Origin of the sequence: Zunongwangia sp. HGR-M22 (genome assembly GCF_027594425.1) — a bacterium.
GTDB lineage: Bacteria > Bacteroidota > Bacteroidia > Flavobacteriales > Flavobacteriaceae > Zunongwangia.
On sequence record NZ_CP115159.1, the window covers coordinates 795,001 to 817,186 of the forward strand.

24 protein-coding genes (1 of these 24 cut by a window edge) are annotated in these 22,186 nt (G+C 35.1%); 12 read left to right on the forward strand and 12 right to left on the reverse strand.

Going from position 1 to position 22,186, the window contains the following annotated elements:
• The 6 genes from PBT91_RS03530 to PBT91_RS03555 all read right to left on the reverse strand — a co-directional run.
• Positions 1-347, reverse strand: partial view of a multidrug effflux MFS transporter gene (locus PBT91_RS03530; RefSeq protein WP_270060408.1) — the 5' portion only. It extends 877 nt beyond the left edge of the window; 347 of the gene's 1,224 nt are visible here — the first part of the coding sequence; the start codon lies at positions 345-347; its stop codon lies beyond the left edge, outside the window.
• Positions 348-511: 164 nt separating this feature from the next.
• A complete protein-coding gene (locus PBT91_RS03535) occupies positions 512-2,734 on the reverse strand; it encodes an NADP-dependent isocitrate dehydrogenase (RefSeq protein WP_270060409.1) in 2,223 nt (740 codons plus the stop codon).
• 195 nt (positions 2,735-2,929) lie between these two features.
• A complete protein-coding gene (gene rplS / locus PBT91_RS03540; RefSeq protein ID WP_270060410.1) occupies positions 2,930-3,283 on the reverse strand; it encodes a 50S ribosomal protein L19 in 354 nt (117 codons plus the stop codon).
• 117 nt (positions 3,284-3,400) lie between these two features.
• Positions 3,401-4,081: a tRNA (guanosine(37)-N1)-methyltransferase TrmD gene (gene trmD, locus PBT91_RS03545; protein ID WP_270060411.1), complete on the reverse strand. Its 681-nt coding sequence runs from the start codon at positions 4,079-4,081 to the stop codon at positions 3,401-3,403.
• 45 nt (positions 4,082-4,126) lie between these two features.
• Positions 4,127-4,717: a hypothetical protein gene (locus PBT91_RS03550; RefSeq protein ID WP_270060412.1), complete on the reverse strand. Its 591-nt coding sequence runs from the start codon at positions 4,715-4,717 to the stop codon at positions 4,127-4,129.
• Between the two features lie 255 nt (positions 4,718-4,972).
• Entirely contained in the window at positions 4,973-6,370 is a 1,398-nt protein-coding gene (locus PBT91_RS03555) for a S1C family serine protease (RefSeq protein WP_270060413.1), read from the reverse strand.
• A 137-nt stretch (positions 6,371-6,507) separates the two neighbouring features.
• Between PBT91_RS03555 and dapF the strand changes: the two genes are divergently transcribed.
• The 4 genes from dapF to PBT91_RS03575 all read left to right on the forward strand — a co-directional run bounded on the left by dapF (position 6,508) and on the right by PBT91_RS03575 (position 9,744).
• On the forward strand, positions 6,508-7,299 hold the full coding sequence (gene dapF, locus PBT91_RS03560) for a diaminopimelate epimerase (protein WP_270060414.1): 792 nt from the start codon (positions 6,508-6,510) through the stop codon (positions 7,297-7,299).
• The gene (locus PBT91_RS03565) at positions 7,293-7,826 is read left to right on the forward strand and encodes a GNAT family N-acetyltransferase (RefSeq protein ID WP_270060415.1); all 534 of its coding nucleotides are present in this window, start codon (positions 7,293-7,295) and stop codon (positions 7,824-7,826) included. The genes dapF and PBT91_RS03565 overlap by 7 nt, the downstream gene beginning before the upstream one ends.
• The gene (mltG, locus tag PBT91_RS03570) at positions 7,816-8,859 is read left to right on the forward strand and encodes an endolytic transglycosylase MltG (RefSeq protein ID WP_270060416.1); all 1,044 of its coding nucleotides are present in this window, start codon (positions 7,816-7,818) and stop codon (positions 8,857-8,859) included. Before PBT91_RS03565 ends, mltG begins: the two co-directional genes overlap by 11 nt.
• 213 nt (positions 8,860-9,072) lie before the next feature.
• Positions 9,073-9,744 (forward strand): peptidoglycan-binding protein LysM, encoded by a 672-nt coding sequence (locus PBT91_RS03575; RefSeq protein WP_270060417.1) that lies wholly within the window; start codon positions 9,073-9,075, stop codon positions 9,742-9,744.
• A gap of 11 nt (positions 9,745-9,755) precedes the next feature.
• On the opposite strand, the gene PBT91_RS03580 is transcribed toward PBT91_RS03575, so the two are convergent.
• From PBT91_RS03580 to dnaA, 3 genes are read right to left on the reverse strand one after another with little or no spacing between them, the layout of a single operon-like run.
• Entirely contained in the window at positions 9,756-10,481 is a 726-nt protein-coding gene (locus tag PBT91_RS03580) for an SAM-dependent methyltransferase (protein ID WP_270060418.1), read from the reverse strand.
• Positions 10,481-10,951, reverse strand: coding sequence for a low molecular weight protein-tyrosine-phosphatase (locus PBT91_RS03585; protein WP_270060419.1), 471 nt, complete (start codon positions 10,949-10,951; stop codon positions 10,481-10,483). Before PBT91_RS03585 ends, PBT91_RS03580 begins: the two co-directional genes overlap by 1 nt.
• A gap of 54 nt (positions 10,952-11,005) precedes the next feature.
• On the reverse strand, positions 11,006-12,433 hold the full coding sequence (dnaA, locus tag PBT91_RS03590; protein WP_270061422.1) for a chromosomal replication initiator protein DnaA: 1,428 nt from the start codon (positions 12,431-12,433) through the stop codon (positions 11,006-11,008).
• Between the two features lie 207 nt (positions 12,434-12,640).
• Between dnaA and PBT91_RS03595 the strand changes: the two genes are divergently transcribed.
• Positions 12,641-13,033, forward strand: a complete 393-nt coding sequence (locus PBT91_RS03595) for an acyl-CoA thioesterase (RefSeq protein WP_270060420.1) — start codon at positions 12,641-12,643, stop codon at positions 13,031-13,033.
• A 257-nt stretch (positions 13,034-13,290) separates the two neighbouring features.
• On the opposite strand, the gene PBT91_RS03600 is transcribed toward PBT91_RS03595, so the two are convergent.
• Genes PBT91_RS03600 through ribD form a run of 3 tightly spaced genes read right to left on the reverse strand, consistent with a single transcriptional unit; the run spans position 13,291 to position 15,585 of the window.
• Positions 13,291-13,905, reverse strand: coding sequence for an IMPACT family protein (locus PBT91_RS03600; RefSeq protein ID WP_270060421.1), 615 nt, complete (start codon positions 13,903-13,905; stop codon positions 13,291-13,293).
• Between the two features lie 35 nt (positions 13,906-13,940).
• A complete protein-coding gene (locus PBT91_RS03605) occupies positions 13,941-14,552 on the reverse strand; it encodes an HAD family hydrolase (RefSeq protein ID WP_270060422.1) in 612 nt (203 codons plus the stop codon).
• Positions 14,545-15,585: a bifunctional diaminohydroxyphosphoribosylaminopyrimidine deaminase/5-amino-6-(5-phosphoribosylamino)uracil reductase RibD gene (gene ribD / locus PBT91_RS03610; RefSeq protein ID WP_270061423.1), complete on the reverse strand. Its 1,041-nt coding sequence runs from the start codon at positions 15,583-15,585 to the stop codon at positions 14,545-14,547. Before ribD ends, PBT91_RS03605 begins: the two co-directional genes overlap by 8 nt.
• Positions 15,586-15,614: 29 nt before the next feature.
• Here ribD and PBT91_RS03615 point away from each other — a divergent pair, with 29 nt between their 5' ends.
• The 7 genes from PBT91_RS03615 (at position 15,615) to PBT91_RS03645 (ending at position 22,126) form a co-directional block, all read left to right on the forward strand.
• Positions 15,615-16,100, forward strand: a complete 486-nt coding sequence (locus PBT91_RS03615) for a GNAT family N-acetyltransferase (RefSeq protein WP_270060423.1) — start codon at positions 15,615-15,617, stop codon at positions 16,098-16,100.
• Positions 16,101-16,314: 214 nt separating this feature from the next.
• Complete coding sequence (gene prmC / locus PBT91_RS03620) at positions 16,315-17,166, forward strand: peptide chain release factor N(5)-glutamine methyltransferase (RefSeq protein WP_270060424.1); 852 nt, start codon at positions 16,315-16,317, stop codon at positions 17,164-17,166.
• A 14-nt stretch (positions 17,167-17,180) separates the two neighbouring features.
• Positions 17,181-17,789 (forward strand): TIGR00730 family Rossman fold protein, encoded by a 609-nt coding sequence (locus PBT91_RS03625; RefSeq protein ID WP_270060425.1) that lies wholly within the window; start codon positions 17,181-17,183, stop codon positions 17,787-17,789.
• On the forward strand, positions 17,790-18,440 hold the full coding sequence (locus PBT91_RS03630; protein ID WP_270060426.1) for a VOC family protein: 651 nt from the start codon (positions 17,790-17,792) through the stop codon (positions 18,438-18,440).
• A 16-nt stretch (positions 18,441-18,456) separates the two neighbouring features.
• Positions 18,457-18,822 carry a DUF1304 domain-containing protein gene (locus PBT91_RS03635; protein ID WP_270060427.1) on the forward strand — a complete coding sequence of 122 codons (366 nt, stop codon included), beginning with the start codon at positions 18,457-18,459 and terminating at the stop codon, positions 18,820-18,822.
• 20 nt (positions 18,823-18,842) lie between these two features.
• A complete protein-coding gene (ligA, locus tag PBT91_RS03640; protein ID WP_270060428.1) occupies positions 18,843-21,281 on the forward strand; it encodes an NAD-dependent DNA ligase LigA in 2,439 nt (812 codons plus the stop codon).
• On the forward strand, positions 21,278-22,126 hold the full coding sequence (locus PBT91_RS03645; protein WP_270060429.1) for a 3'-5' exonuclease: 849 nt from the start codon (positions 21,278-21,280) through the stop codon (positions 22,124-22,126). Before ligA ends, PBT91_RS03645 begins: the two co-directional genes overlap by 4 nt.
• The last annotated feature ends 60 nt before the right edge of the window (positions 22,127-22,186 follow it).

A 22,186-nucleotide genomic window follows, 5' to 3' on the forward strand; every position in this document is an offset into this window, starting at 1 on the left:
CCTAATGCAAGGAAAAATCTGGCGATTATAAGTGAAGTTAAATTACCAGAAAAATAGCATGCTGCTGCTGCTAATATATATACAAGTAGGCCGATTTGTAAAGGACGCTTTCTGCCAAATTTGTCCATAATTGGGCCGTAAGCCATTTGTCCTAAAGAAATTCCTATAAAGTAGCTGGTAAGTGTTAATCCTACTTTGGATACTGTTATATTAAAATCTTCAGCTATATTTTCAAATCCTGGTAGATAAGAATCTATGGAAAAAGGTCCTAAGGCAATAAGAGTTCCTAAAACTACTAAAATTATATACTCTTTCTTTTTATTGCGTTCTCCGGGGGTATAATTCATCTTGCAAATTTCGGTAAGAAAATCTTTCTGTCATTAAGGAAAATTCGGTTTAACGAAAGATTAATACGCGATTCTAAATCGGATAAATTTGGAATTTACCGTAAAATAAAAGAGTCGGAATAATAATATTCCGACTCTCTTTTAACTTAAAATTTATTCAAAAATTAGTTTCCTAAAATTTGGTTTAGAGTTTCGCTAGGTAACATTGCATTACTAGTCTTTTCATCATTCATTTTATAGTAACCTCCGATATCTTGAGCAGATCCCTGAGCTTCTATAAGTTCTTCAAGAATTTTTTCTTCATTTTCTTTAAGTTCTGAAGCTATTTTTTCAAAATGCGATTTTAAATCGGCATCCTTATCCTGGTTTGCTAAAGCTTCAGCCCAATACATTGCTAAATAAAAATGACTTCCGCGGTTATCAAGTTCATTTACTTTTCTTGAAGGAGATTTACCGTTTGCCAAGAATTTTTCTGTAGCAGCATCTAGAGCGTCGGCTAGAACTAAAGCTCTTTTATTATCATATTTGTTTCCTAAATGTTCTAAAGAAACCGCTAAAGCTAAAAATTCACCTAAAGAATCCCATCTTAGATGTCCTTCTTCTAAGAATTGCTGAACATGCTTGGGAGCAGATCCACCGGCACCTGTTTCAAATAATCCTCCACCATTCATTAAAGGAACAATGGATAGCATTTTAGCACTCGTTCCTAATTCTAGGATAGGGAAAAGATCGGTTAAATAATCTCTAAGCACATTTCCGGTAACCGAAATTGTGTCTTTTCCATCCTTTACTCTTTTAAGTGTAAATTCAGTAGCTTCTAGAGGAGGCATAATTTCTATCTGAACACCTTCAGTATCATGTTGTGGAAGATATTTTTGAACTTTTTCAATTAACTGCGCATCATGAGCTCTTTCATTATCTAGCCAAAATACAATTGGCATTCCGCTAGATTTTCCACGATTTACAGCTAATTTTATCCAATCTTGAATAGGTGCATCTTTTACCTGACACATTCTCCAAATGTCGCCAGCACCAACTTTGTGTTCGATTAAAGTTTCACCTTTTAGATCTACAACTTTTACCGTCCCGGCTTCAGGAAGTTCAAATGTTTTGTCATGAGAACCGTATTCTTCGGCTTTTTGAGCCATCAATCCAACATTAGGAACAGTTCCCATAGTCGTAGGATCAAAAGCTCCATTTTCTTTACAGAAATCTATGGTAGCCTGATAGATGCTAGCATAACTACTATCAGGGATAACGGCTTTAGTATCCTGAGTTTTGTCGTTTTTATTCCACATTTGTCCTGATGTTCTAATCATCGCTGGCATAGATGCATCGATAATAACGTCACTAGGAACATGTAAATTCGTAATTCCTTTGTCTGAGTTTACCATTGCAATATCAGGACCATTTTCTAAATCTGCCTGAATCGCATCGTTAATCTCTTTCTTTTTGTCTTCAGGGAGATTATCAAGAGAGCTTAAAACGTCACCTAAACCACTATTTGGGTTCCCGCCGGCTTTCTTAATATCTTCACCATATTTTTCAAAAACATCTTTAAAGAATACTTTTACAGCATGACCAAATATGATAGGGTCTGATACCTTCATCATAGTAGCTTTCATATGTAAAGAGAAAAGAACTCCTTTATCTTTAGCATCCTGAACTTGTTCATGAAGGAATTTCTGTAATTTATCGACATGCATCACAGTACCGTCGATTATTTCTCCTGCCAGTAACTTAATATCTTTCTTTAAAACTGTTTCCTCGCCAGATTCTGAAGTGAAAACAATGTTTACACTGTCATCTTCATTTAAAGTAACAGATTTTTCATTATGATAAAAATCGCCGTCTTCCATAGTGGAAACATGAGATTTGGAATCTGAACTCCATTCCCCCATAGAATGTGGATTCTTTTTAGCGAAATTTTTAACTGCTTTTGGAGCTCTACGATCTGAGTTACCTTCACGTAAAACAGGATTTACAGCACTACCTTTAACTTTATCGTATTTAGATCTAATTTCTTTTTCCTCTTCAGTTGCAGGTTCATCTGGATAATCGGGAAGCTTATAACCATTTTCCTGAAGTTCTTTTATAGCTGCTTTAAGCTGCGGAATAGAAGCACTTATATTAGGAAGTTTAATAATGTTAGCTTCCGGTTTTTTTGCAAGTTCGCCAAGCTCTGCAAGAGCATCGCTAACTTTTTGATCGTCCTCTAAAAATTCAGGAAATTGAGAAAGAATACGTCCCGCAAGAGAAATGTCTTTTGTTTCTAGAACAACATCTGCTGCTTTGGTATAGGTTTGAACGATTGGAAGTAATGAGTATGTGGCTAAAGCCGGTGCTTCATCTGTTTTGGTGTAAAAAATCTTGGTGTTTTCTGCCATTATTCAATTTTTTGATTTGTCAAATTTCGAAGAAACCCTTTGGTATTAGAGGGTTTGATGTATTCGCAATATACTATTATTTAGGCATTTTTGCTAGAAAACGCGCAGCAAAGCCTGTTAAGAAATGCTAAAATAAGGCATAAAAAAACTCCGTTGAAAAACGGAGTTTTAAATAATGTATCGTAAGCTGTAAAATTAAGATCTTTTAGCTTCTTTAATACGAGCTTTTTTACCAGTAAGTTCTCTAAAGTAGAAAATTCTAGCTCTTCTAACGCTACCTCTTTTGTTCACTTCGATCTTTTGGATCGCAGGTAAGTTAATAGGGAAGATACGTTCTACACCAACTGTACCACTCATTTTTCTAATGGTGAAAGTTTGTGAGCTTCCAGTTCCTCTTTTTTGGATTACAACTCCACGGAAAAACTGTGTACGGGTTTTTTGACCCTCTTTAATTTCGTAATAAACAGTAATAGTATCTCCAGCTGAAAATTCAGGAAGATCTTTTGTGGTAACGAATTCGTCTTGAACGAATTTAATTAACGATTCCATAGTTAAATATTTAAAATACAGGCTAAAACAACATTCACGGTTTTCGCCAGAGGTTATTTTAGAACGGATGCAAAATTATAAATTTAATTTTATAATTTAAGCTTTTTCTGAATAATTTTATTCGTCTTCTAAAAGATCTGGTCGAAGTTTTTTCGTTCTCTTAAATGCTTCATTTTCACGCCACTCTTCGATTTTTGGGAAGTTTCCAGAAGTTAAAATTTCTGGTACTTTCCATCCCTTGTATTCTGCCGGTCTAGTGAAAACGGGTGGTGCTAATAAATTGTCCTGAAAAGAATCTGTTAACGCGGAAGTTTCGTTGCCTAAAACACCAGGTATTAATCTAATTATTGCATCACACAAAATAGCAGCACCTAACTCTCCGCCAGAAAGTACATAATCCCCTACAGAAATTTCTTTAGTAATAAAATGATCACGCACTCGCTGGTCTACACCTTTGTAATGACCGCAAAGAATAATTATATTTTCAAACATCGACATGCGATTTGCCATTTTTTGATTTAAGGTTTCGCCATCTGGAGTCATATAAATAACTTCATCATAATTTCTTTCCTCTTTCAGTTTAGAAATACATTTGTCGATTGGCTCAATCATCATTACCATACCGGCACCTCCGCCAAATTGATAATCATCAATTTGCTTATAGTTATCGGTTACGTAGTCCCGCAGATTATGTAAATGAATTTCTACATGTCCTTTTTCTATAGCTCTTTTTAAAATAGAAGCTTCAAATGGACTTTTAAGAATATCGGGCACTACGGTAATAATATCAATTCGCATTGTACTTAGATTTTAAGACTATAAATATGCTAATAATAGCCCATTTTAGCTATTCATTTTATTCTGCTTATTCTTTTCATCTTGTAAAAGGCGTCCTAGTCTTTGTTCTTTTTCCAGCGCTTTTTTCTTGTACTCATCAAAATCCCTTTCGGTATCATCCAAGCGTTTTCTTGCTTCTTTAGTAACCGCATTAGAGTTTTTAAATTTATAGATAAAGAAAAGTAAAGCTAAAATAAGTATCCCTACAATGCCCCACATCATCGCCATATAGGTGCCTTTAGTTAGGGGCAAGCCAAGAAAGACAATATTGTCTTTTTCTTCTCTAACTTCCTGAAGATCTTGCTGAGTTGTTTTAAGTTCTGCTTCTAGATTATTGATCTCTTCCTCTTGTTGATTGGCAGTGTTTTTATCTACCGTAATTTGATCTTTTAATTCCTGAATGTAAGCATTGGTATTATCACGAAGCTTTGTTAGCTCATCATAATTTACAACCTTATATTCCTGGTAATTATTGGAAGATTCGATTAATTCTTGAAACTCTTTTTGAATGGGATTAGTTTTTGAAATACTATCCTGTGCATTTCCTGTAAATGTAAATCCTGAAAAAATTAATAGTGTAATTAGTAGCTTATTCATTTTTAAATGAAGTTTTCTAGTTTGTTAGTATCAACCTAACCCTCTAAATAGTATTTTATTGTTTTTGGAGTAAAGTTTTTTAGCAGGCAAATGTCTGAAGATTCCAAATTACTCACAACCAATATTCGATCTAATTATTTGTTGTCGTAAAATCGATTTATTAATAATTATTTTTTTGAATAGTCGTTTTGAGATACTTGTAATAAAAAAGCTCTCGAATTTACGAGAGCTTTTTATATATCTAATATTAAGAGATTATCTAAAGATAACACGTTGCTTTTGGCCTGTTTTATCTATAAAAGTCATGCTTAAACCTTGTCCTCTTTCTATAGCTTTAAAAGCTTCTTCCGCATCTCGAATGCTAAAGATTTTTTCGCCATTTATTTCAGTAATAATTGCACCAACAAATTCTTCTTCAGGATATTGGTCACTTAACGTCTTGCTTATTTTTACTCCGTTTTCTGTCTGGTAAAATTTAAGTTCATCTTTAGAGGCGTTGGTCACTTCTAAACCTATAGGTAGTTGTGCAACATTAAGCTTGGTTAATTTTACAGCAATTTCTTTCTCTTTGCCATTTCTAAGAACAGTAACATTAACCGTGTCGTTAGGTCGTTTGGTATTTATATAACCGGTAAGATCTGAAAATTTGTTGACTTTAATATTGTCGATTTTTCTAATAACATCTTTCGTTTGGATACCTGCTTTTTCTGCGCCACTACCTTTAGTTACTTCGCTAACAAAAACACCTTGTGTAGTACCATATTCTTCACTCATTTCTGGAACTCGATTGAAATCGCTTCCACGTATACCTAATATTCCTTGTTGGATATCACCATATTCCATAATATCATCAACAATTTTTTTAGCATTGTTAGAAGGTACTGCAAAAGCATAGCCAACATAACTTCCTGTCATGGATGTGATAGCAGTATTAATACCTATCAATTCGCCATTAATATTAACTAAAGCACCACCGCTGTTCCCTGGATTAATCGCTGCATCTGTTTGTATAAAAGATTGTCCTGTTGCAGCAGGGTTAAGGTTTCTTGATTTAGCACTAACAATTCCTGCGGTAACGGTAGATTTTAGGTTAAATGGATTTCCAACCGCTAAAACCCATTCTCCTATTTTTACGTTGTTCGAATTTCCAAAAGGAATATATTCCAAATCTTCATCTGGCTCTACTTTTATTAAAGCGATATCAGAAATAGCATCTGCACCGATAACTTTTGCCTTGTAGGTTTTGTTATTATTTAAAGTAACTTCTAATTCGCTGGCGCCTTCGATAACGTGATTATTTGTTACGATATATCCATCTGGTGTAATAATTACTCCAGACCCAGTTCCGCGTAAGGATTTGCTGGATTCTGTTCTACCTTGCATAATATCTGCCCAACTGCGAGGGCCATTATAGACGGCAACATTCTTAACATGTACCACGGCGTGTACGGTTTTTTCTGCAGCGGCGGTAAAATCTACGTTCGTGCCATAAGTATGTTCGGCATTATAATTGGCGTTAATTAGATTTTGGGCAGCACTTTGCTCATTTTTCAAAAAAGAAACATTTTCTTCTTCAAAAAACAGCTTGTAGCTTCCTAAAGTTAATGCTCCACCCAGGATGGAAACCATAAGTAAACTTGCTAATTTTTTCATCTTTTTTCGAAAAATTTATTGTTCAACTTTAAAATTATAATTATTAAAAATTCTATTTTCCTGTAAGTCAACTAATAGTTAAAAACGCCGAAGTCAGTTCTAAAATTGTATATTTGAGGCGTTAAAATCTGCTAAAAATGAGACTTCAGTTTTTCAAATACCAGGGTACAGGTAACGATTTTGTAATGATTGATAATCGCAATAATTTAGTATCCAAAAACGATACCAAATTGATTGAGAGACTTTGTGACCGTAAATTTGGCATAGGAGCAGATGGATTAATTTTACTTGAAAATGCCGAGGTGGAAGGAGACGATTTTAAAATGGTTTACTTTAATGCCGACGGAAATGAAAGTAGTATGTGTGGTAATGGTGGTCGCTGTCTGGTAGCTTTTGCTAAATTTTTGGGTATCATTGAAGAGAAAGCAAATTTTACGGCTATCGATGGAGCTCATAAAGCATCGATCGGAAATGATGGAATTGTTAATCTGCAAATGCAAGATGTATCCAATATTTATCAAGCGGGTAACATTGCTTTTTTAGACACCGGTTCTCCTCATCACATTGTTTTTACTGAAAACGTCAAAGAGATGGATGTAAAAGAAGAAGGTTCAGCAATTCGATATTCTTCAGATTATAAAGAAAAAGGAACAAACGTAAATTTTGTTGAAAAAACCGAGCAAGACGATACTTTTATAGTTCGTACTTACGAACGTGGCGTAGAGGATGAAACTTTGGCCTGCGGGACCGGAGTAACCGCCGTGGCAATTGCTGCCTTTAATAGCCATAGAACTAAAGCCAATGAAGTAAAATTGAAGGTTCCCGGTGGAGATCTTTCAGTTAGCTTTAAAGCAGATGGAGAAAATTATACAGATGTTTGGCTCAAAGGTCCGGCAAAACTTGTTTTTAAAGGAGAGATAGAATGCTAACCTTAAAAGGAGAAAAACTCTATTTAAGAGCTTTAGAACCAGAAGATCTAGAATTTCTTCACGATTTGGAGAATAACGAAGAGTTTTGGGAAGTTAGTGCCACCCAGGCTCCATTCTCAAAATTCATTTTAAAAAAGTATCTGGAAAATTCTCATTTAGATATTTACGAAGTCAAACAATTACGTTTAGTAATCTGTAATTTAAAAAAACACCCCATTGGTTTAATTGATATTTTCGATTTCGAACCTCGCGATCGTAGAGCAGCAATTGGTATTTTAATAGCAAAGCCCGAAGAGCGTCAAAAAGGATTTGGGGCAGAGAGTTTGTCTTTAGTGTGTAAATACTGTTTCAAACATTTGGGTTTACATCAGGTTTATGCCAATATCACTGCAGATAATGAGCGAAGTTTGCGGTTATTTGAAAATTGCGGATTTACACAAGCCGGTTTAAAGAAAGAATGGACGTTTATAGATGGACGTTTTAAAGACGAATATTTATATCAACTAATAAATAAGAATGTACATTAAAAAGATTTTAGTAGCCATAGCGATTTTAGGACTTGTTGGAGTAGGTATATTTAGTTATTATATCTACGAAAGCATTTTAGGAGAAAACACCAAATTCGCTTCAGAAAAAGAAATTGTTTTAATTCCTACAAATGCTGATTATAGAACTGTTTTAGATAGTCTTCGCCCATTGGTTAAAGACCTTAGTAGTTTTAATATTGTTGCTGAAAAAAAGCAGTATCCCGGCAATATAAAAGCAGGACGATTTATTCTGAAAAAAGGGATGAATAATAATGAGATTGTAAATACGCTGCGAAGTACCAATGTTCCTATTAATATAAGTTTTAATAACCAGGAACGAGTGGAAGATCTTGCCGGTCGAATTTCTAGTCAAATTGAAGCTGATAGCTTAAGTTTGTTAGAAGCAATGCGCGATGAGGAATTTCTTGCTGAAAATAATTTGGATGAAGCTACAGCTTTGGGAATGTATATTCCGAATAAATATGAATTCTTCTGGAATACTTCTGCTGAAGAATTTCGAGCGCGAATGAAAACTGAATACGATCGTTTTTGGTCACAAAGCCGATTGCAAAAAGCTGAAGAAATAGGTTTAACACCGGGACAGGTAATTACAATTGCCTCTATCGTTCAGAAAGAAACTGCGAAAGTAGATGAACGCCCAAAAGTAGCTGGTGTTTATATGAATCGTTATAAAAGCGGCTGGAAGCTTGATGCTGATCCTACAGTGATTTACGCGATTAAACAGAAAACACAAAATTTTGATACCATCATAAAAAGAGTTTTATATAAGGATCTAGAGTTGGATTCTCCGTATAATACCTATAAGTATCGTGAAATCCCACCTGGTCCCATAGCAATGCCCGATATTTCTTCTATCGATGCCGTATTAAATTACGAAGATCATGAATACTTCTATTTTGTTGCCAACGTAGAAAATTTTGGCTATCATAAATTCGCTAAAACCCTTGCTCAGCATAACCGCAATAAGCAAGAATATGTTCGCTGGATTAATAAAAAAGGAATAAAAAGATAATTTTTTCTGAATTTAAGGAAAGTCTAACGTTATGGAAGCCTGAATCTTAGTGCGATGTTAAGTCAGGGCATAGCTTTAAAAAAGGTTTAACAGCTTGTAGTTCAGATTATTAATATTTGTTGTACATTTGCACTCGCAAATTTGAAGAGAAGTCAAGTTTATAAATATAGAGATAATATTTGATTTATAAAAACTCTTCAGAAACAAATTGGAATGAGTAAGAAAATTGTTAAGCTTTCCTGGTTGCCCGTTGTTGCAGGATCATTATTTTTTAGTTTCAGCACAAAGAAAGCAGCCGATCTAGAGATAGAAGGTTTTACTACTCCTCATCTTGAATTAAATTATACGGTATCTGTAGATGCATTACCGTTAAAAGCTTCTAAGGCGCCGGCTAAGGCACTCCCTAAATTAGGGAAGTCTTACACGGGTTTTAAAGAAGCTATTGGCTTTAAAGAGTCGAGAGGAGATTACAGCAGTATTAACGAATATGGATACATGGGGAAATACCAGTTTGGTAAAGGAACCTTAAATCTATTAGGCGTTTATAATACTCAGGAGTTTTTGGAGCGTCCAGAACTTCAAGAAGCAACATTTTATACCAATGCTTCTCGTAACAAATGGATCCTGATTCGTGATATTAAGCGTTTTTCAGGAAAAACTATTAATGGGGTAGAGGTTACAGAATCTGGTATTCTGGCAGCTGCACATTTAGCTGGTCCCGGTAGTGTGAAAAAATATTTAAGAAGTTATGGTGCTCAAATGTTTAATGATGCATTTGGTACAAGCATTAAATATTACATGAAGCGTTTTGCCGGTTACGACACCTCGTTTATTGAACCAGTGAAAAATCCTAGAGTTGATTTTTCAAAATTATCTGAAATATAGTTTAAAAGGATTTAATCTTTTTGAATAACAAAAATGGTAGGTCTTTTATGAAGGTCTACCTTTTTTTGTTTCCACTCGTTTATAGAAAGCGTAACTATAGATTCTGTAGGTAAAGTAAGATCACAAGCAACGCAGAGGCGAGTAGAAGGATGAAGAGTCTGGATAAGATCTTCTAAAAGTTTGTTATTTCTATAGGGAGTTTCAATAAAAAGTTGCGCCATATTCTTTTCAGAAGAAATACGCTCAAGATTCTTTAATTCCTGCTTCTTTTCTTTTTTATCGATAGGTAAGTAACCATTGAAACTAAACGATTGTCCGTTCATTCCGCTTCCCATCATTGCTAATAAAATAGAAGAAGGCCCTACAAGCGGAACAACCTGAATACCATTTTGATGTGCTAGTTTTACAATTTCAGCACCGGGATCGGCAACCCCGGGAACTCCGGCTTCGCTAATTAATCCCATATCGAAACCTTTTTTACAGGCATCAAGAAAGTTAGGGATTTCAGTAACATCAGTAAATTTATTTAAAGTCTTAAACTTTAAAATTTGTTGTTTTTTCTGCGGAACTAATTTTTTGATAGCTCTTCTAGCTGTTTTTTCATTTTCAGCGATGTAATGATCAATTCTTTCAACATGCTTTTTTACGGTAAGCGGAAGCACTTCAATAGGATTGGATTCTCCCAAAGTTGTCGGGATTAAGTATAATTTGCCGGAAAATGAAAAGTTTGAAGCCATTAATATGTTCCGTTATTTAATTTTTCTACGATGTTAGTTGTCGCCTCGTCAAGCATTTGATACACATTTTCGAAACCCTGGTCACCACCAAAATAAGGATCGGGAACATCTACATTTTCTCCCGGGAAGATTTCATTTAAAATGAGCTTTATTTTTTCTTTCTGATCTTCAGTCTTTGCTAGCGCAATAGAATCGCGATAATTAGAGTTATCCATCACAAAGATATGATCGAAAGAGTTTAAATCTTCAGTACTCAATTGTCGTCCTCGTTGGTCGGTAATATCAAGATTGTGTTGTTTTGCCGTTGCAATCGATCTACGATCGGGAAGATCACCTATATGATAATTTCCTGTTCCCGCAGAATCTACATAAATTTCTTCAGGATTTACCTTAGATTTTAGAAGCCCTTCAGCAAGTGGTGATCTGCAAATATTACCCAGGCAAACCATTAAGATTCTTTTCTTTTCCATATTTCAGAAGATATTATAATGCAAAAGAGCCCTTAAAAAGAGCTCTTTATTATTCTAAATCGTTAATTTTTTATTGAGATCTTCTACAAATTTTTTGAACTGCTTATCTGTTGTCGATAGATTATCTACCGTTTTGCAAGCATGCAGTACTGTTGCGTGATCGCGACTTCCAATTTGTGAACCAATACTTGCAAGTGAGGCTTTGGTAAATTTCTTAGCAAAGAACATTGCTAATTGTCTGGCCTGTACAATATGTCTTTTTCTTGTCTTAGATTGTAGTGTTTCAACATCCATCTGGAAGTAATCACTTACCACTTTTTGGATATAATCGATACTTACTTCTCGCTTGGTGTTTTTAACGTAATTGTCAACAATCTTTTTAGCAAGCTCTATAGTAACATCTTTTTTGTTGAACGAAGAATGAGCGATTAGCGAAATAATCGCACCTTCTAATTCCCGAATATTAGCTTTAATGTTATTAGCTAAAAATTCAACTATTTCTTCGGGCATCTCTACACCGTCACGATAGAGTTTATTTTTTATAATTGAGACACGAGTTTCAAAATCTGGATGTTGCAATTCAGCGGATAGTCCCCATTTAAATCGAGAAAGCAAGCGTTGCTCGATATCCTGCATATCTACTGGAGCCTTATCACTGGTAAGAATTACCTGTTTTCCGTTTTGATGCAAGTGATTAAAAATGTGGAAAAATACATCCTGAGTTCCTGCTTTCCCAGATAATAACTGTATATCATCTACAATTAAGACATCTATAATCTGGTAGAAATGGATAAAATCGTTTCTGTTATTCTTTTTAACCGATTCAATATATTGTTGTGTAAATTTTTCCGCAGAAATATAAAGCACCGTTTTTTCTGGATATTTGTCTTTTATTTCTACACCAATAGCGTGTGCTAAGTGTGTTTTTCCTAAACCAACACCTCCAAAAATAAGAAGCGGATTAAAAGATGTTCCTCCCGGTTTATTTGCCACTGCTAAACCAGCAGATCTTGCTAACCTGTTAGAATCTCCTTCTAAAAAGTTTTCAAAATTGTAACTAGGGTTTAGTTGTGATTCAATTTTTACATTTCTAATCCCCGGTATTACAAATGGATTTTTAAGTTCTGGATTTTTATTTTTCACGGGAACATCAACTTCCTGTGAAGACATATTTGATCGTTGTGTACTAGGAATTTTCTCGGTAAAAGGCAACTTGTTACCGTAGGTGTTTTCCATCTTGATAACGTACACTAATTTGGCTTTTTCTCCTAGCTCTCTAGTCAAAGAAACTTTTAAAAGCTTAACATAATGCTCTTCCAACCATTCATAAAAAAACTTAGATGGTACCTGTATGCTTAGAGCACAATCTGTAAGTTTTACTGCTTGAATTGGCTCGAACCAGGTTTTGTAGGCCTGTGGCGAGATGTTATCTTTAATAAAAGCTAGACAGCTATTCCAAACTGATTGCGCAGTTTTCGACATGCTTCGTGTGACGTTATTATAGGTTATTAGATCTTTCGAATTATCTCCTGATAAGAGTATTCCTTTCAAATTTAAGGAGGACAAATATGTGAACAAAAAATGTAAAAAAAAAACCGATTGGGTATTGAATTTTTAGAATATTTTACGCATACTTATAAAGGATCAAATCACAAAATTTATTTTCAATTTAAAGCTTAAAATTCAGCAATGACAGAACATGTATCCATACTTAAAGTACGATATGCAGAGACAGACCAAATGGGGGTAGTGCATCACGGTAACTACGCTCAGTATCTGGAAATTGCGCGAATTGAGTGGCTTGAAAAAATTGGTATTTCCTATAAAAGTATGGAAAAAAATGGTATAATGCTGCCTGTTTATGAAATGAATTTTAAGTTTATCAAATCGGCTTTCTTTGATGATAATTTGAAGATCTATACAAGCCTAAGAAAGACGCCCGATGTCAAGATAATTTTCGACTATAAAATATACAATCAAGAGGATGAGTTGTTAACAACTGCAAGTACAATTTTGGTTTTTATGGATGCAAAAACGAGGCGCCCAATTCGATGCCCAGAATATGTTTTGGAAAAACTTTAAGCGATAGAATTTAGATCGAATTGCTTTAGATTTTAGACTCTAGATTTTAGAAAATAGAGAATAGACTTTTTATTTTGACTTCTACATGTTGAATGAGAATGGAACCAAGAATTAGGACGCAAGATGATGTTGACTATTTAAGTAAAGATTTTTTTATTCTGAATTTGGATTGATGAAAAAGGAATAGCTTATTTTGCTAATTGCTAATTGCTAATTGCTAATTGCTAATTGCTTATCGCGACTGCCGACTAAATTTGTTAACTCTCCATTCTTTTTATTTCTACCTTATAAGTGGTATCAAATTTATCGAAAATCGCCTCGGCTTCTTTTTTCCTTACCGATAAATAGATCTTGCAGTCTAACTCAAGCTTTTGTTCTAGAATATTCAGGTTATTTTCTTTGATTAATCGCATTACGATATTCATTTCAGGATAATCAAAATGAACTTCAAAAACCTCATCGATGGTGCGCTTTACAATATTTGAATTTTCCAGCGCCATTTGTGCAGCGGTTTTATATGCGTTTATGAGTCCGCCCACACCTAATTTTACACCGCCAAAATAGCGAACAACGACAATAAGAATATTAGTAACTTCAAAAGATTGGATTTGTCCGTAAATAGGCATTCCGGCCGAGTTGGATGGTTCACCGTCGTCGTTAGCGCGATAATAAATATCCTGTTCTTCTTTACCGGTTTGCCAGGCATAACACCAGTGCCGCGCTTTATGATGTTTCGATTTTAATTCTTCAAGGTGAAGATTGGCTTCCTCTTCATTTTTAATAGGAAAAGCATAGCCAAAAAACTTCGAATTTCGGTCTTTAAATAAAACTTCTTCAGACGCTTTAGTGATAGTTTTGTAGGTGTCCTTCATTTTAGTAAACTAAGGAATTTAAACGAAAATCGCCTTTAAGAGAATAATTCTTTCTTGGTGGTAAATAGATCAATCACATCTTCTCGAGTAGGTTCCAGATTCCAAACATTGATTCCTAAAGCAGCGGCAGCGTCGGTATTCTCTTTAGTATCGTCTATAAAAAGGCATTCTTCTGGCTTTAAATCATGCTGCTTAAGCACATATTCGTAAATACCGGCGTCTGGTTTTCTAAAATTGATTTCGTAAGACAAATAAAAAGCATCAAAGCATTGCTGAAATTCTTCAAAAAAAGCTACATTTTCTTTTACCCAATCAATATGAATTTCATTAGTGTTGCTTAAAAGTATAAGTTGATAATTATTTTCTGAAGCTAATTTTTTTATAAACTCTAATCGATATTTAGGAAAATCTACTAAAATCGCATTCCAAGCATCAAGAAATTGCTCTTTTTCGACCGTGCTGAACTGCTTTTTATAGCTGTTGAAAAAATCTTCTGAAGAAATTAGACCTTTTTCATATTCCTGGTTCGTCGCAACGATCGATTCTGGTAAATTTTCAATGCCGAATTTTTCTAATTGCGCCGGTGTAGCCGATTTATCAAGATTGATAAAAATATCACCAAAATCGAAAATTATGGTTTTAATCATTTAAATAGGTCTTTAATATATTGTCTTCTATGTATTCTTCGGAAATTAATTTTCCCTGAAATTTAGGAGCTGAAATTCCTTTTTTAAGCTGAATATTTCCGGTGAAAACTCGAGCTTCATCCCATAATTCAGCATCAATAAAACTCTGAAGTGTTTGCAAGCCGCCTTCAATAATAACCGATTGTAAATTTTCCTGAAATAATATCTTTCCAATTTGCTGCGGTAAATTTTGGTTAAAATCAGCTTGACGATATTCGATGTTCTTAGCGTCTTTTTCTGGAATACTTTCAGTAATAACAATGGTTTTAATACTTCCGTCGAAAAGATCCGAATCTGCTGGGATTTTTCCAGATCTATCGATCACTACCCGTACGGGATTGTTTCCCGCGTGTAATCTCGTATTCAGTTTTGGATTGTCGTCGATGGCGGTTTTGGTTCCCACTAAGATCGATTGTTCTTCAGCCCGCCATTTATGCACTAATTGTTTAGAATAGCGGTTGCTAATCCAAACGGGAGCACGATCTTCACGCTTATACGGAGCGATAAATCCATCTTCACTTTGCGCCCATTTCAATATAATATAAGGGCGCTTTTTGTTATGGAAAGTAAAGAATCGCTTGTTAAGATTTTGTGCTTCTTTTTCTAAAACACCAACTGTTACATCGCAACCAGCTTCCATCAGTTTTTTAATTCCTCGCCCGGCAACTTCAGCAAAAGGATCTACCGTGGCTACTACCACTTTTTTAATTCCTTTGGCTATAATAAGATCGCTGCAAGGCGGCGTTTTTCCAAAATGGCTGCAAGGTTCTAAGCTTACATAAATGGTCGATTTCTTTAAAAGCTCTGGATCTTTAACTGAATTTACCGCGTTAACCTCGGCATGAGCTTCCCCAGCTTTTTGATGCCATCCTTCGCCAATGATCTTGTCTTTGTAAACAATAACGCTGCCAACCATGGGATTTGGATAGGTACTTCCCAAGCCGTTTTGGGCGAGTTGCAAACAACGTTTTATATATTTTTCCTGTATATTCACAGCCACAAAAATAGGATTAATTAGTAAGAATGAGTAGGCTTAAAATTAGGGAAATTCAGCAGCAAGACAATCAGCAGGTTAAAAAAGTTATCCAGGATGTTTTGGTTGAAATGGGAGTTCCAAAAGTAGGAACTGCTTACGAAGATAAAGCTTTGGACGATATGACTGCGGAATATAAAGCAGATCGAAAAGCATATTTTGTGATTGAAGAAGACAGCAAAATTATTGGCTGTTGTGGTATTGGGCCGTTACCAGAATTTGAAACCGAGATTTGTGAATTGCAAAAAATGTATTTTTTACCTGAAGCTCGCGGAAAAGGTCTTGGCACCCAAATGATGGATACTTGTTTGAAATTCGCGAAAAATCAGGATTACAAAAAATGCTATATCGAGACTTTGCCATACATGAAAGATGCCTGTAAATTGTATAAGAAAACCGGTTTTGAAGAATTAGATAAACCCCTTGGAAATACAGGCCATTATAATTGTACGGTTTGGATGATAAAGGATCTGTAATTAGAAATTAGATTAGATCGCTTCGCTGTTAGAATTTAGATAGTAGCACTCTTATTTTTAATGCTGAATTTTGAATAAGGTTAGGAACCAAGAGTCAGGATGCAATATGATATTCGTGATTTTATTTAATTTTTTTACTCTGAATTTGAATTGATGAAATAAAGAATAGCTGAATGCTGAATGAAATCTCTAAACCGTCAAGTAAATTAAAACAATGACCACCACGCAACTCAAAAATCAATTCTTAGAAGATCTTGGCGGCAAATATCCAAAAGAGGAAATTCTGTCTTTTTTTAATTTGTTGGCAGAGCATATTTTAAAGAGGAGCAGATTGCAAATGGCTTTAGAACCAAATAAGGAAATAAGCGATGCTGAAGTTGGCCAATTTCAAGGTGCATTAGAGAAACTTAATGTGTTTGAACCTATTCAATATATTATTGGAGAAACTGAATTTTTTAGTCTGAATTTTAAAGTCGCACCCGGCGTTTTAATTCCGCGGCCGGAAACTGAAGAATTGGTACAATGGATTTTAGATGAGGTTTCACTTCAGCAGATCCAAAATTTGCAAATTTTAGATATAGGAACGGGGAGTGGTTGTATCCCGATTAGTTTAAAAAAACACCTGCCAAAAGCTCAAATTTCAGCAATAGATATTTCAGAAGAAGCTTTAAAAATCGCTAAGATTAATGCGGAACAAAATGAAGTTTCAGTAGACTTTATTCAGCAGGATATTCTTTCCGCAGAAAAACTTCCGCAGCAATTTGATATTATCGTTTCAAATCCGCCGTATGTTCGGGAATTAGAAAAAGCCGAAATGCAGCAAAATGTATTGCAGTATGAGCCGGAAACTGCACTTTATGTAAAAGACGAAAAACCTTTACTTTTCTATAAGAAAATCACGAAATTAGCAAAAGAAGGGCTTACCAAAAATGGTTTGTTGTTTTTTGAAATTAACCAATACCTGGGCGAAGAAACAGAAACAATGGTTAAAGATCATGGTTTTAAAACTGAACTTCGCAAAGATATGTATGGTAATTTTAGAATGCTAAAAGCCCAAAAACACTAAAAAAATCTGCTATTTTGGAAGAAAAGACTGTGCAAAATTCTTTAAAAAGCGTTGCCGTTTTCTGTGCGAGCAGCGATGGAAACGATTCAGAAATTATAGAAACCTCAAAAAAAATGGGCTCATTTTTGGCCAAAAACGACATTCGTTTGATCTACGGCGGTAGTAAACGCGGACTGATGGGGCATGTTGCAGCGGGAGTTCAGGAAAATGGGGGGAAAGTGACTGGCGTGATCCCAGAATTTCTTAAGATCAAAGAAGTAGTGCATACCAATTTGGATGAATTGATCACCACACAGGATATGCACGAGCGCAAACTTACAATGCATCGCTTAAGTGACGGATTTATTGCGCTTCCGGGAGGCTTTGGAACTTTCGAGGAGCTTTTTGAAATCATCACCTGGGCGCAATTGGGCTTGCATCAAAAACCTATTGGATTGCTGAATGTCAATGGTTTTTACGATGATCTAATTAACATGCTTCGCAAGATGGTAGATAAAGGTCTGCTAAAAAAAGAGAACTTCGATTTGCTTATAATTGCCGAAACTATCGAAGAATTATATGAAAAAATGAGGTTTTTTAAACCGTTGCCAACTCCAAAATGGATTACTAAAAGTCAGACCTAAATGAAGATTGAATATTTGCAACTTTATACGTCGCAACTTCAAAAGCAGGCACAATTTTATCGTGATGTATTAGGTTTTTCTTTGGCTGAAAATGTAGAAGATAGCTTTACTATAAAAATAGGTTTTACCGAAGTTTGCTTTCAGTATAAAAAGGAAGCAAAATTAAACCATATTGCATTTCATATTCCGGCTAATCAGGAAAAGTTAGCTTTAGAATGGTTAAAAAAGCGAGTGAATATTGAAAAAGATGGTACGGAAGAAATAATTGATTTTAAGAACTGGAATGCAAAATCGGTTTATTTTAAAGATGCCGATGATAATATTTTAGAATTCATTTCGCGAAGTCATCTATATCCTTCAGAAAAAAATACTTTCAGTGTAAATTCTATACTAGGAGTTGCTGAAGTTGGTTTGGCTGTTGAAATTATAGAACCTTTTTATAACTATTTACATGATCATTTCAATTTAGCTATTTTTGACGGAAATTTAGAACGATTTTGTGCCATAGGTGATGATAAAGGTTTGCTAATATGCATCGATAAAAATAAAAAGGAATGGTTTCCTACCAATCAAACTGCTTTTGAAGCCGATTTTAAAATTAAATTTAAACATCAAGGTAAGGCATTTAGTTTTATATCTAAAGAAGTATAATTATAAATAGGGAAGTATGGGGTTGGTACTAGTTATTTTAAAGGCTATTATAGTTATTGAACACCTTTATATCTTTTGGTTTGAAATGTTTGCCTGGGAAACCGTCGGTAAAAAAACTTTTAAATCCTTACCCACAGATCTTTTTCCAAAAACAAAGGGGTTAGCAGCTAATCAAGGTTTATATAATGGTTTTTTGGCGGCAGGTTTGGGATGGACTTTTTTTATAGAGAATAGCTATTGGCAACAAAATATTTCTATCTTTTTTCTTTTGTGTATCGCAGTAGCCGGAATTTACGCAGCATTAACTGCTGCAAAGAAAATATTCTTTGTACAGGCTTTACCGGCAATACTTGCTCTTATATTAATTTTTATTGCACAATGAGCCTCTTAATTTTAGTATAAATGGATATCGAAAATAAAATAAATACACTTCGGAAAGAATTACAACATCATAATTACCAATATTACGTTTTGGATAATCCTGAAATCAGTGATTATGATTTTGATATGAAGCTTAAGGAGCTTCAGGAATTAGAAGACCAACATCCCGAATTTGACGATCCGAATTCTCCAACACAACGTGTAGGTGGTGCGGTAACTAAAAATTTTGCAACAACGGTTCACGAATACCGAATGTATTCGCTTTCTAATTCCTATTCAAAAGAAGAGTTACAAGATTGGGAAACTCGTATTCGTAAATTAGTAGATGGCGATATAAAATATACATGTGAGCTAAAGTACGATGGAGCCTCAATGAGTCTTACTTATGAGAATGGCGAATTGGTAAAAGCAGTTACTCGTGGGGATGGTTTTCAGGGAGATGATGTAACGAATAACGTAAAAACCATTAGATCTGTTCCTTTGAAGTTGCGAGGTGATTATCCTGATAAATTCCATATTCGTGGAGAGATCGTATTACCATTTGAAGGTTTTGCAAAGCTAAATGCAGAACGTGTAGAAAATGGAGAAGAACCCTATGCGAATCCGCGTAATACGGCTTCTGGAAGTTTGAAATTGCAGAACAGCGCTGAGGTTTCTAAGCGCCCTTTAGATTGTTTGCTGTACAATATTGCAGGCGAAAACCTTCCCATTTCATCGCAGTTTGAAAGTTTAGAAAAAGCACGTGATTGGGGCTTTAAAGTTCCGGCAGAAAGTGAACTGAAAAATAATATCGACGAGGTTTTAGAATACATCAATTATTGGGATATTCATCGCCATGATTTACCGTATGAGACCGATGGAGTGGTGGTAAAAGTGAACGATTTTAGTCAGCAGGAAGAACTTGGTAATACTTCAAAATCGCCACGTTGGGCAATGGCTTATAAATTTAAAGCCGAGCAGGAAACTACTAAGCTGAATAAGATCACTTACCAGGTTGGCCGAACAGGAGCGATTACTCCGGTAGCGAATTTAGAACCTGTGCAATTGGCGGGAACTATTGTAAAACGAGCGTCTTTGCATAATGCTGATCAAATTGAAAAGCTTGATATTCGTGAAGGTGATAAGGTTTTTGTAGAGAAAGGAGGAGAAATTATTCCGAAAATTGTTGGAGTCGATTTTAAGCAACGCGATCCAGATTCTGAACCTACAAAATATGCCACTCACTGTCCGGAATGTGGAACCGAATTGCAACGTAAAGAAGGCGAAGCACAACATTTTTGCCCAAATTACGTGGGCTGCCCACCGCAAATTATTGGCCGAATGGAACATTTTGTGTCCAGAAAAGCCATGGATATCGATGGTTTGGGAAAAGGCACAATCGAAATTCTATATTATAATGAAATTATAAATAATTACTCCGATTTTTATTTTCTTACGTACGATGATATTATTGGGCAAGAACGTTGGTTAGATAACGAAGAAGCCGGAATTAAAAAAGAAGGCGAACTTCAGGTAAAACTAGATCAGGCGATTTATGCGTTGAGTCAGGGTTGGGGAAGTATTACCCGAGCAGATTCAGAAAAAATAGGAGCTGAAATTGTACAATTAGAGGAACTTTTCAGTTTGAATATTGCTGAAGTTGAAGCTGTTGATGAAAAGAAATTTAAGCGATTTTTAAATGAATTGAATTCGGCCATGCAACGTGTAGATGTTTCAGCATATACTTCGATGGAAGATTGTGTTTCGGTGAATTTATTGATCGATCTTAAGTTTCCAGATCATCAGGAAAACCGGCCGGCTAAAGAAGCACTTAAAAATGCCGATTATATTGATGAGTTACTTCGGAATGAAAGCTTTCAGGATTACCCTAAATTCGATGATTTTATCACTAAAATTTCAGATCGAAGCCGAATTAGTATTCAAAAGAAAACCACAGAAAATATATTAAATTCCGTAGAAGAATCTAAAAAGCGGACGTTTGATAAAGTGTTATTTGCTTTGGGAATTCGAGATATTGGTGAAGTAAGTGCTAGAAAAATAGCCGAGCATTTTGGGAATATTGATAAACTAATGGAAGCAAGTGTAGAAGAACTTATCGAACTTCGAGATGTTGGTGAGCGTGTGGCGGCAAGTATAACCGAGTTTTTTACTGATGAAGAAAACTTGAAGATTGTAAATCGTTTACGTGAAAAAGGTTTGCAGTTTGAAATGGAAGAAAAAGAAACTGCTTCGAATAAATTGGAGGGACTGAGTTTCGTTGTTTCCGGAACCTTTTCTATTTCTAGAAATGAGCTTAAAAAGCATATCGAAGAAAATGGCGGTAAAAATTTAAGCGCACTTTCAAAAAGCACTGATTATTTAATTGTTGGTGAAAAAATGGGGCCGAGTAAAAAGGTGAAAGCTGAAAAAGAAGGCATCAACATGATTAGTGAAGAAGAATTTTTTAAGATGATTGAATGATAGAGGATTTTGTGGCGTTTGATTTTGAAACCGCGAGCGGGAAAAATCCCTGCTCGTTGGGAATGGTAGAATATAAAAATGGGAAAAAATATCGCGAATTTTATGAATTAATAAATCCTGAAGTCGCCTATTTTAATCCATTCGCGGTACAAATTCATGGAATTACGTATGAAGACGTGCAATACGAAAAGAATTTTGCTGAGTTATGGGAAGAGATGATTCCTTTTATTGAAGGGAAAACTTTGGTGGCGCATAATGCGAAATTCGATAATTCTGTATTGCTTTATTCTCTAGAGCGCTACGGTTTGGAGCTTCCCGTATATAGCAGTTTTTGCACCTTGCAGCGGGCACGTAAACTTATCAATCTGACAAGCTACAAGCTTAGTGCGCTTGCGAGATTTTTTGAAGTACCGCAGTATCGTCATCACAATGCTTTGGAAGATGCTTTTGTTTGTGGAGAACTATTTTTAAAACTGAATCGGATAGAAGAAGAGTTGCAATTGCAAGAAGAGCATGGCGTAGATTTTCCGTCCAGTTATTTAGATTGGATTGCTGAAAAGCAAGGGCAAAATGTACAAATTAGACGTAAAGCCATGGCTAGTTCTAGTGACGTTTTTTCAGGTTTACGATTTGTAATTACCGGAAATTTTCAGAATTTTTCGCGAACGGAAATTCAGAAAATTATTATCCAGAATGGGGGGCGCGTAACCGGATCGTTTTCTGGATTAACCAATTATTTAGTTTGCGGTAGCGAAGCTGGGAAAGCAAAAGTTGAGAAAGCAACATTTGCTGGCACTGAGATAATTTCTGAAAAAGCATTGATGAACTTTTTGAAAGTAAATTAGTTCATTTTATAATTCATTCTCTTCAATAAACGCTGTAAGTAAATCTATTGGACTACTTGT

Bases quoted from the DNA above. Each gene is read 5' to 3' on its own strand.
- PBT91_RS03550 (WP_270060412.1), bottom strand. From the start codon at position 4,717: ATGAATAAGCTACTAATTACACTATTAATTTTTTCAGGATTTACATTT.
- PBT91_RS03605 (WP_270060422.1), bottom strand. From the start codon at position 14,552: ATGATTAAAACCATAATTTTCGATTTTGGTGATATTTTTATCAATCTT.
- PBT91_RS03645 (WP_270060429.1), top strand. From the start codon at position 21,278: ATGATAGAGGATTTTGTGGCGTTTGATTTTGAAACCGCGAGCGGGAAA.
- rplS (WP_270060410.1), bottom strand. From the start codon at position 3,283: ATGGAATCGTTAATTAAATTCGTTCAAGACGAATTCGTTACCACAAAA.
- PBT91_RS03580 (WP_270060418.1), bottom strand. From the start codon at position 10,481: ATGGCTTCAAACTTTTCATTTTCCGGCAAATTATACTTAATCCCGACA.
- dapF (WP_270060414.1), top strand. From the start codon at position 6,508: ATGAGACTTCAGTTTTTCAAATACCAGGGTACAGGTAACGATTTTGTA.
- dnaA (WP_270061422.1), bottom strand. From the start codon at position 12,433: ATGTCGAAAACTGCGCAATCAGTTTGGAATAGCTGTCTAGCTTTTATT.
- ligA (WP_270060428.1), top strand. From the start codon at position 18,843: ATGGATATCGAAAATAAAATAAATACACTTCGGAAAGAATTACAACAT.
- mltG (WP_270060416.1), top strand. From the start codon at position 7,816: ATGTACATTAAAAAGATTTTAGTAGCCATAGCGATTTTAGGACTTGTT.
- PBT91_RS03600 (WP_270060421.1), bottom strand. From the start codon at position 13,905: ATGAAGGACACCTACAAAACTATCACTAAAGCGTCTGAAGAAGTTTTA.
- PBT91_RS03595 (WP_270060420.1), top strand. From the start codon at position 12,641: ATGACAGAACATGTATCCATACTTAAAGTACGATATGCAGAGACAGAC.
- PBT91_RS03565 (WP_270060415.1), top strand. From the start codon at position 7,293: ATGCTAACCTTAAAAGGAGAAAAACTCTATTTAAGAGCTTTAGAACCA.
- PBT91_RS03585 (WP_270060419.1), bottom strand. From the start codon at position 10,951: ATGGAAAAGAAAAGAATCTTAATGGTTTGCCTGGGTAATATTTGCAGA.
- PBT91_RS03575 (WP_270060417.1), top strand. From the start codon at position 9,073: ATGAGTAAGAAAATTGTTAAGCTTTCCTGGTTGCCCGTTGTTGCAGGA.
- PBT91_RS03555 (WP_270060413.1), bottom strand. From the start codon at position 6,370: ATGAAAAAATTAGCAAGTTTACTTATGGTTTCCATCCTGGGTGGAGCA.
- PBT91_RS03535 (WP_270060409.1), bottom strand. From the start codon at position 2,734: ATGGCAGAAAACACCAAGATTTTTTACACCAAAACAGATGAAGCACCG.
- PBT91_RS03630 (WP_270060426.1), top strand. From the start codon at position 17,790: ATGAAGATTGAATATTTGCAACTTTATACGTCGCAACTTCAAAAGCAG.
- prmC (WP_270060424.1), top strand. From the start codon at position 16,315: ATGACCACCACGCAACTCAAAAATCAATTCTTAGAAGATCTTGGCGGC.
- PBT91_RS03615 (WP_270060423.1), top strand. From the start codon at position 15,615: ATGAGTAGGCTTAAAATTAGGGAAATTCAGCAGCAAGACAATCAGCAG.
- trmD (WP_270060411.1), bottom strand. From the start codon at position 4,081: ATGCGAATTGATATTATTACCGTAGTGCCCGATATTCTTAAAAGTCCA.
- PBT91_RS03635 (WP_270060427.1), top strand. From the start codon at position 18,457: ATGGGGTTGGTACTAGTTATTTTAAAGGCTATTATAGTTATTGAACAC.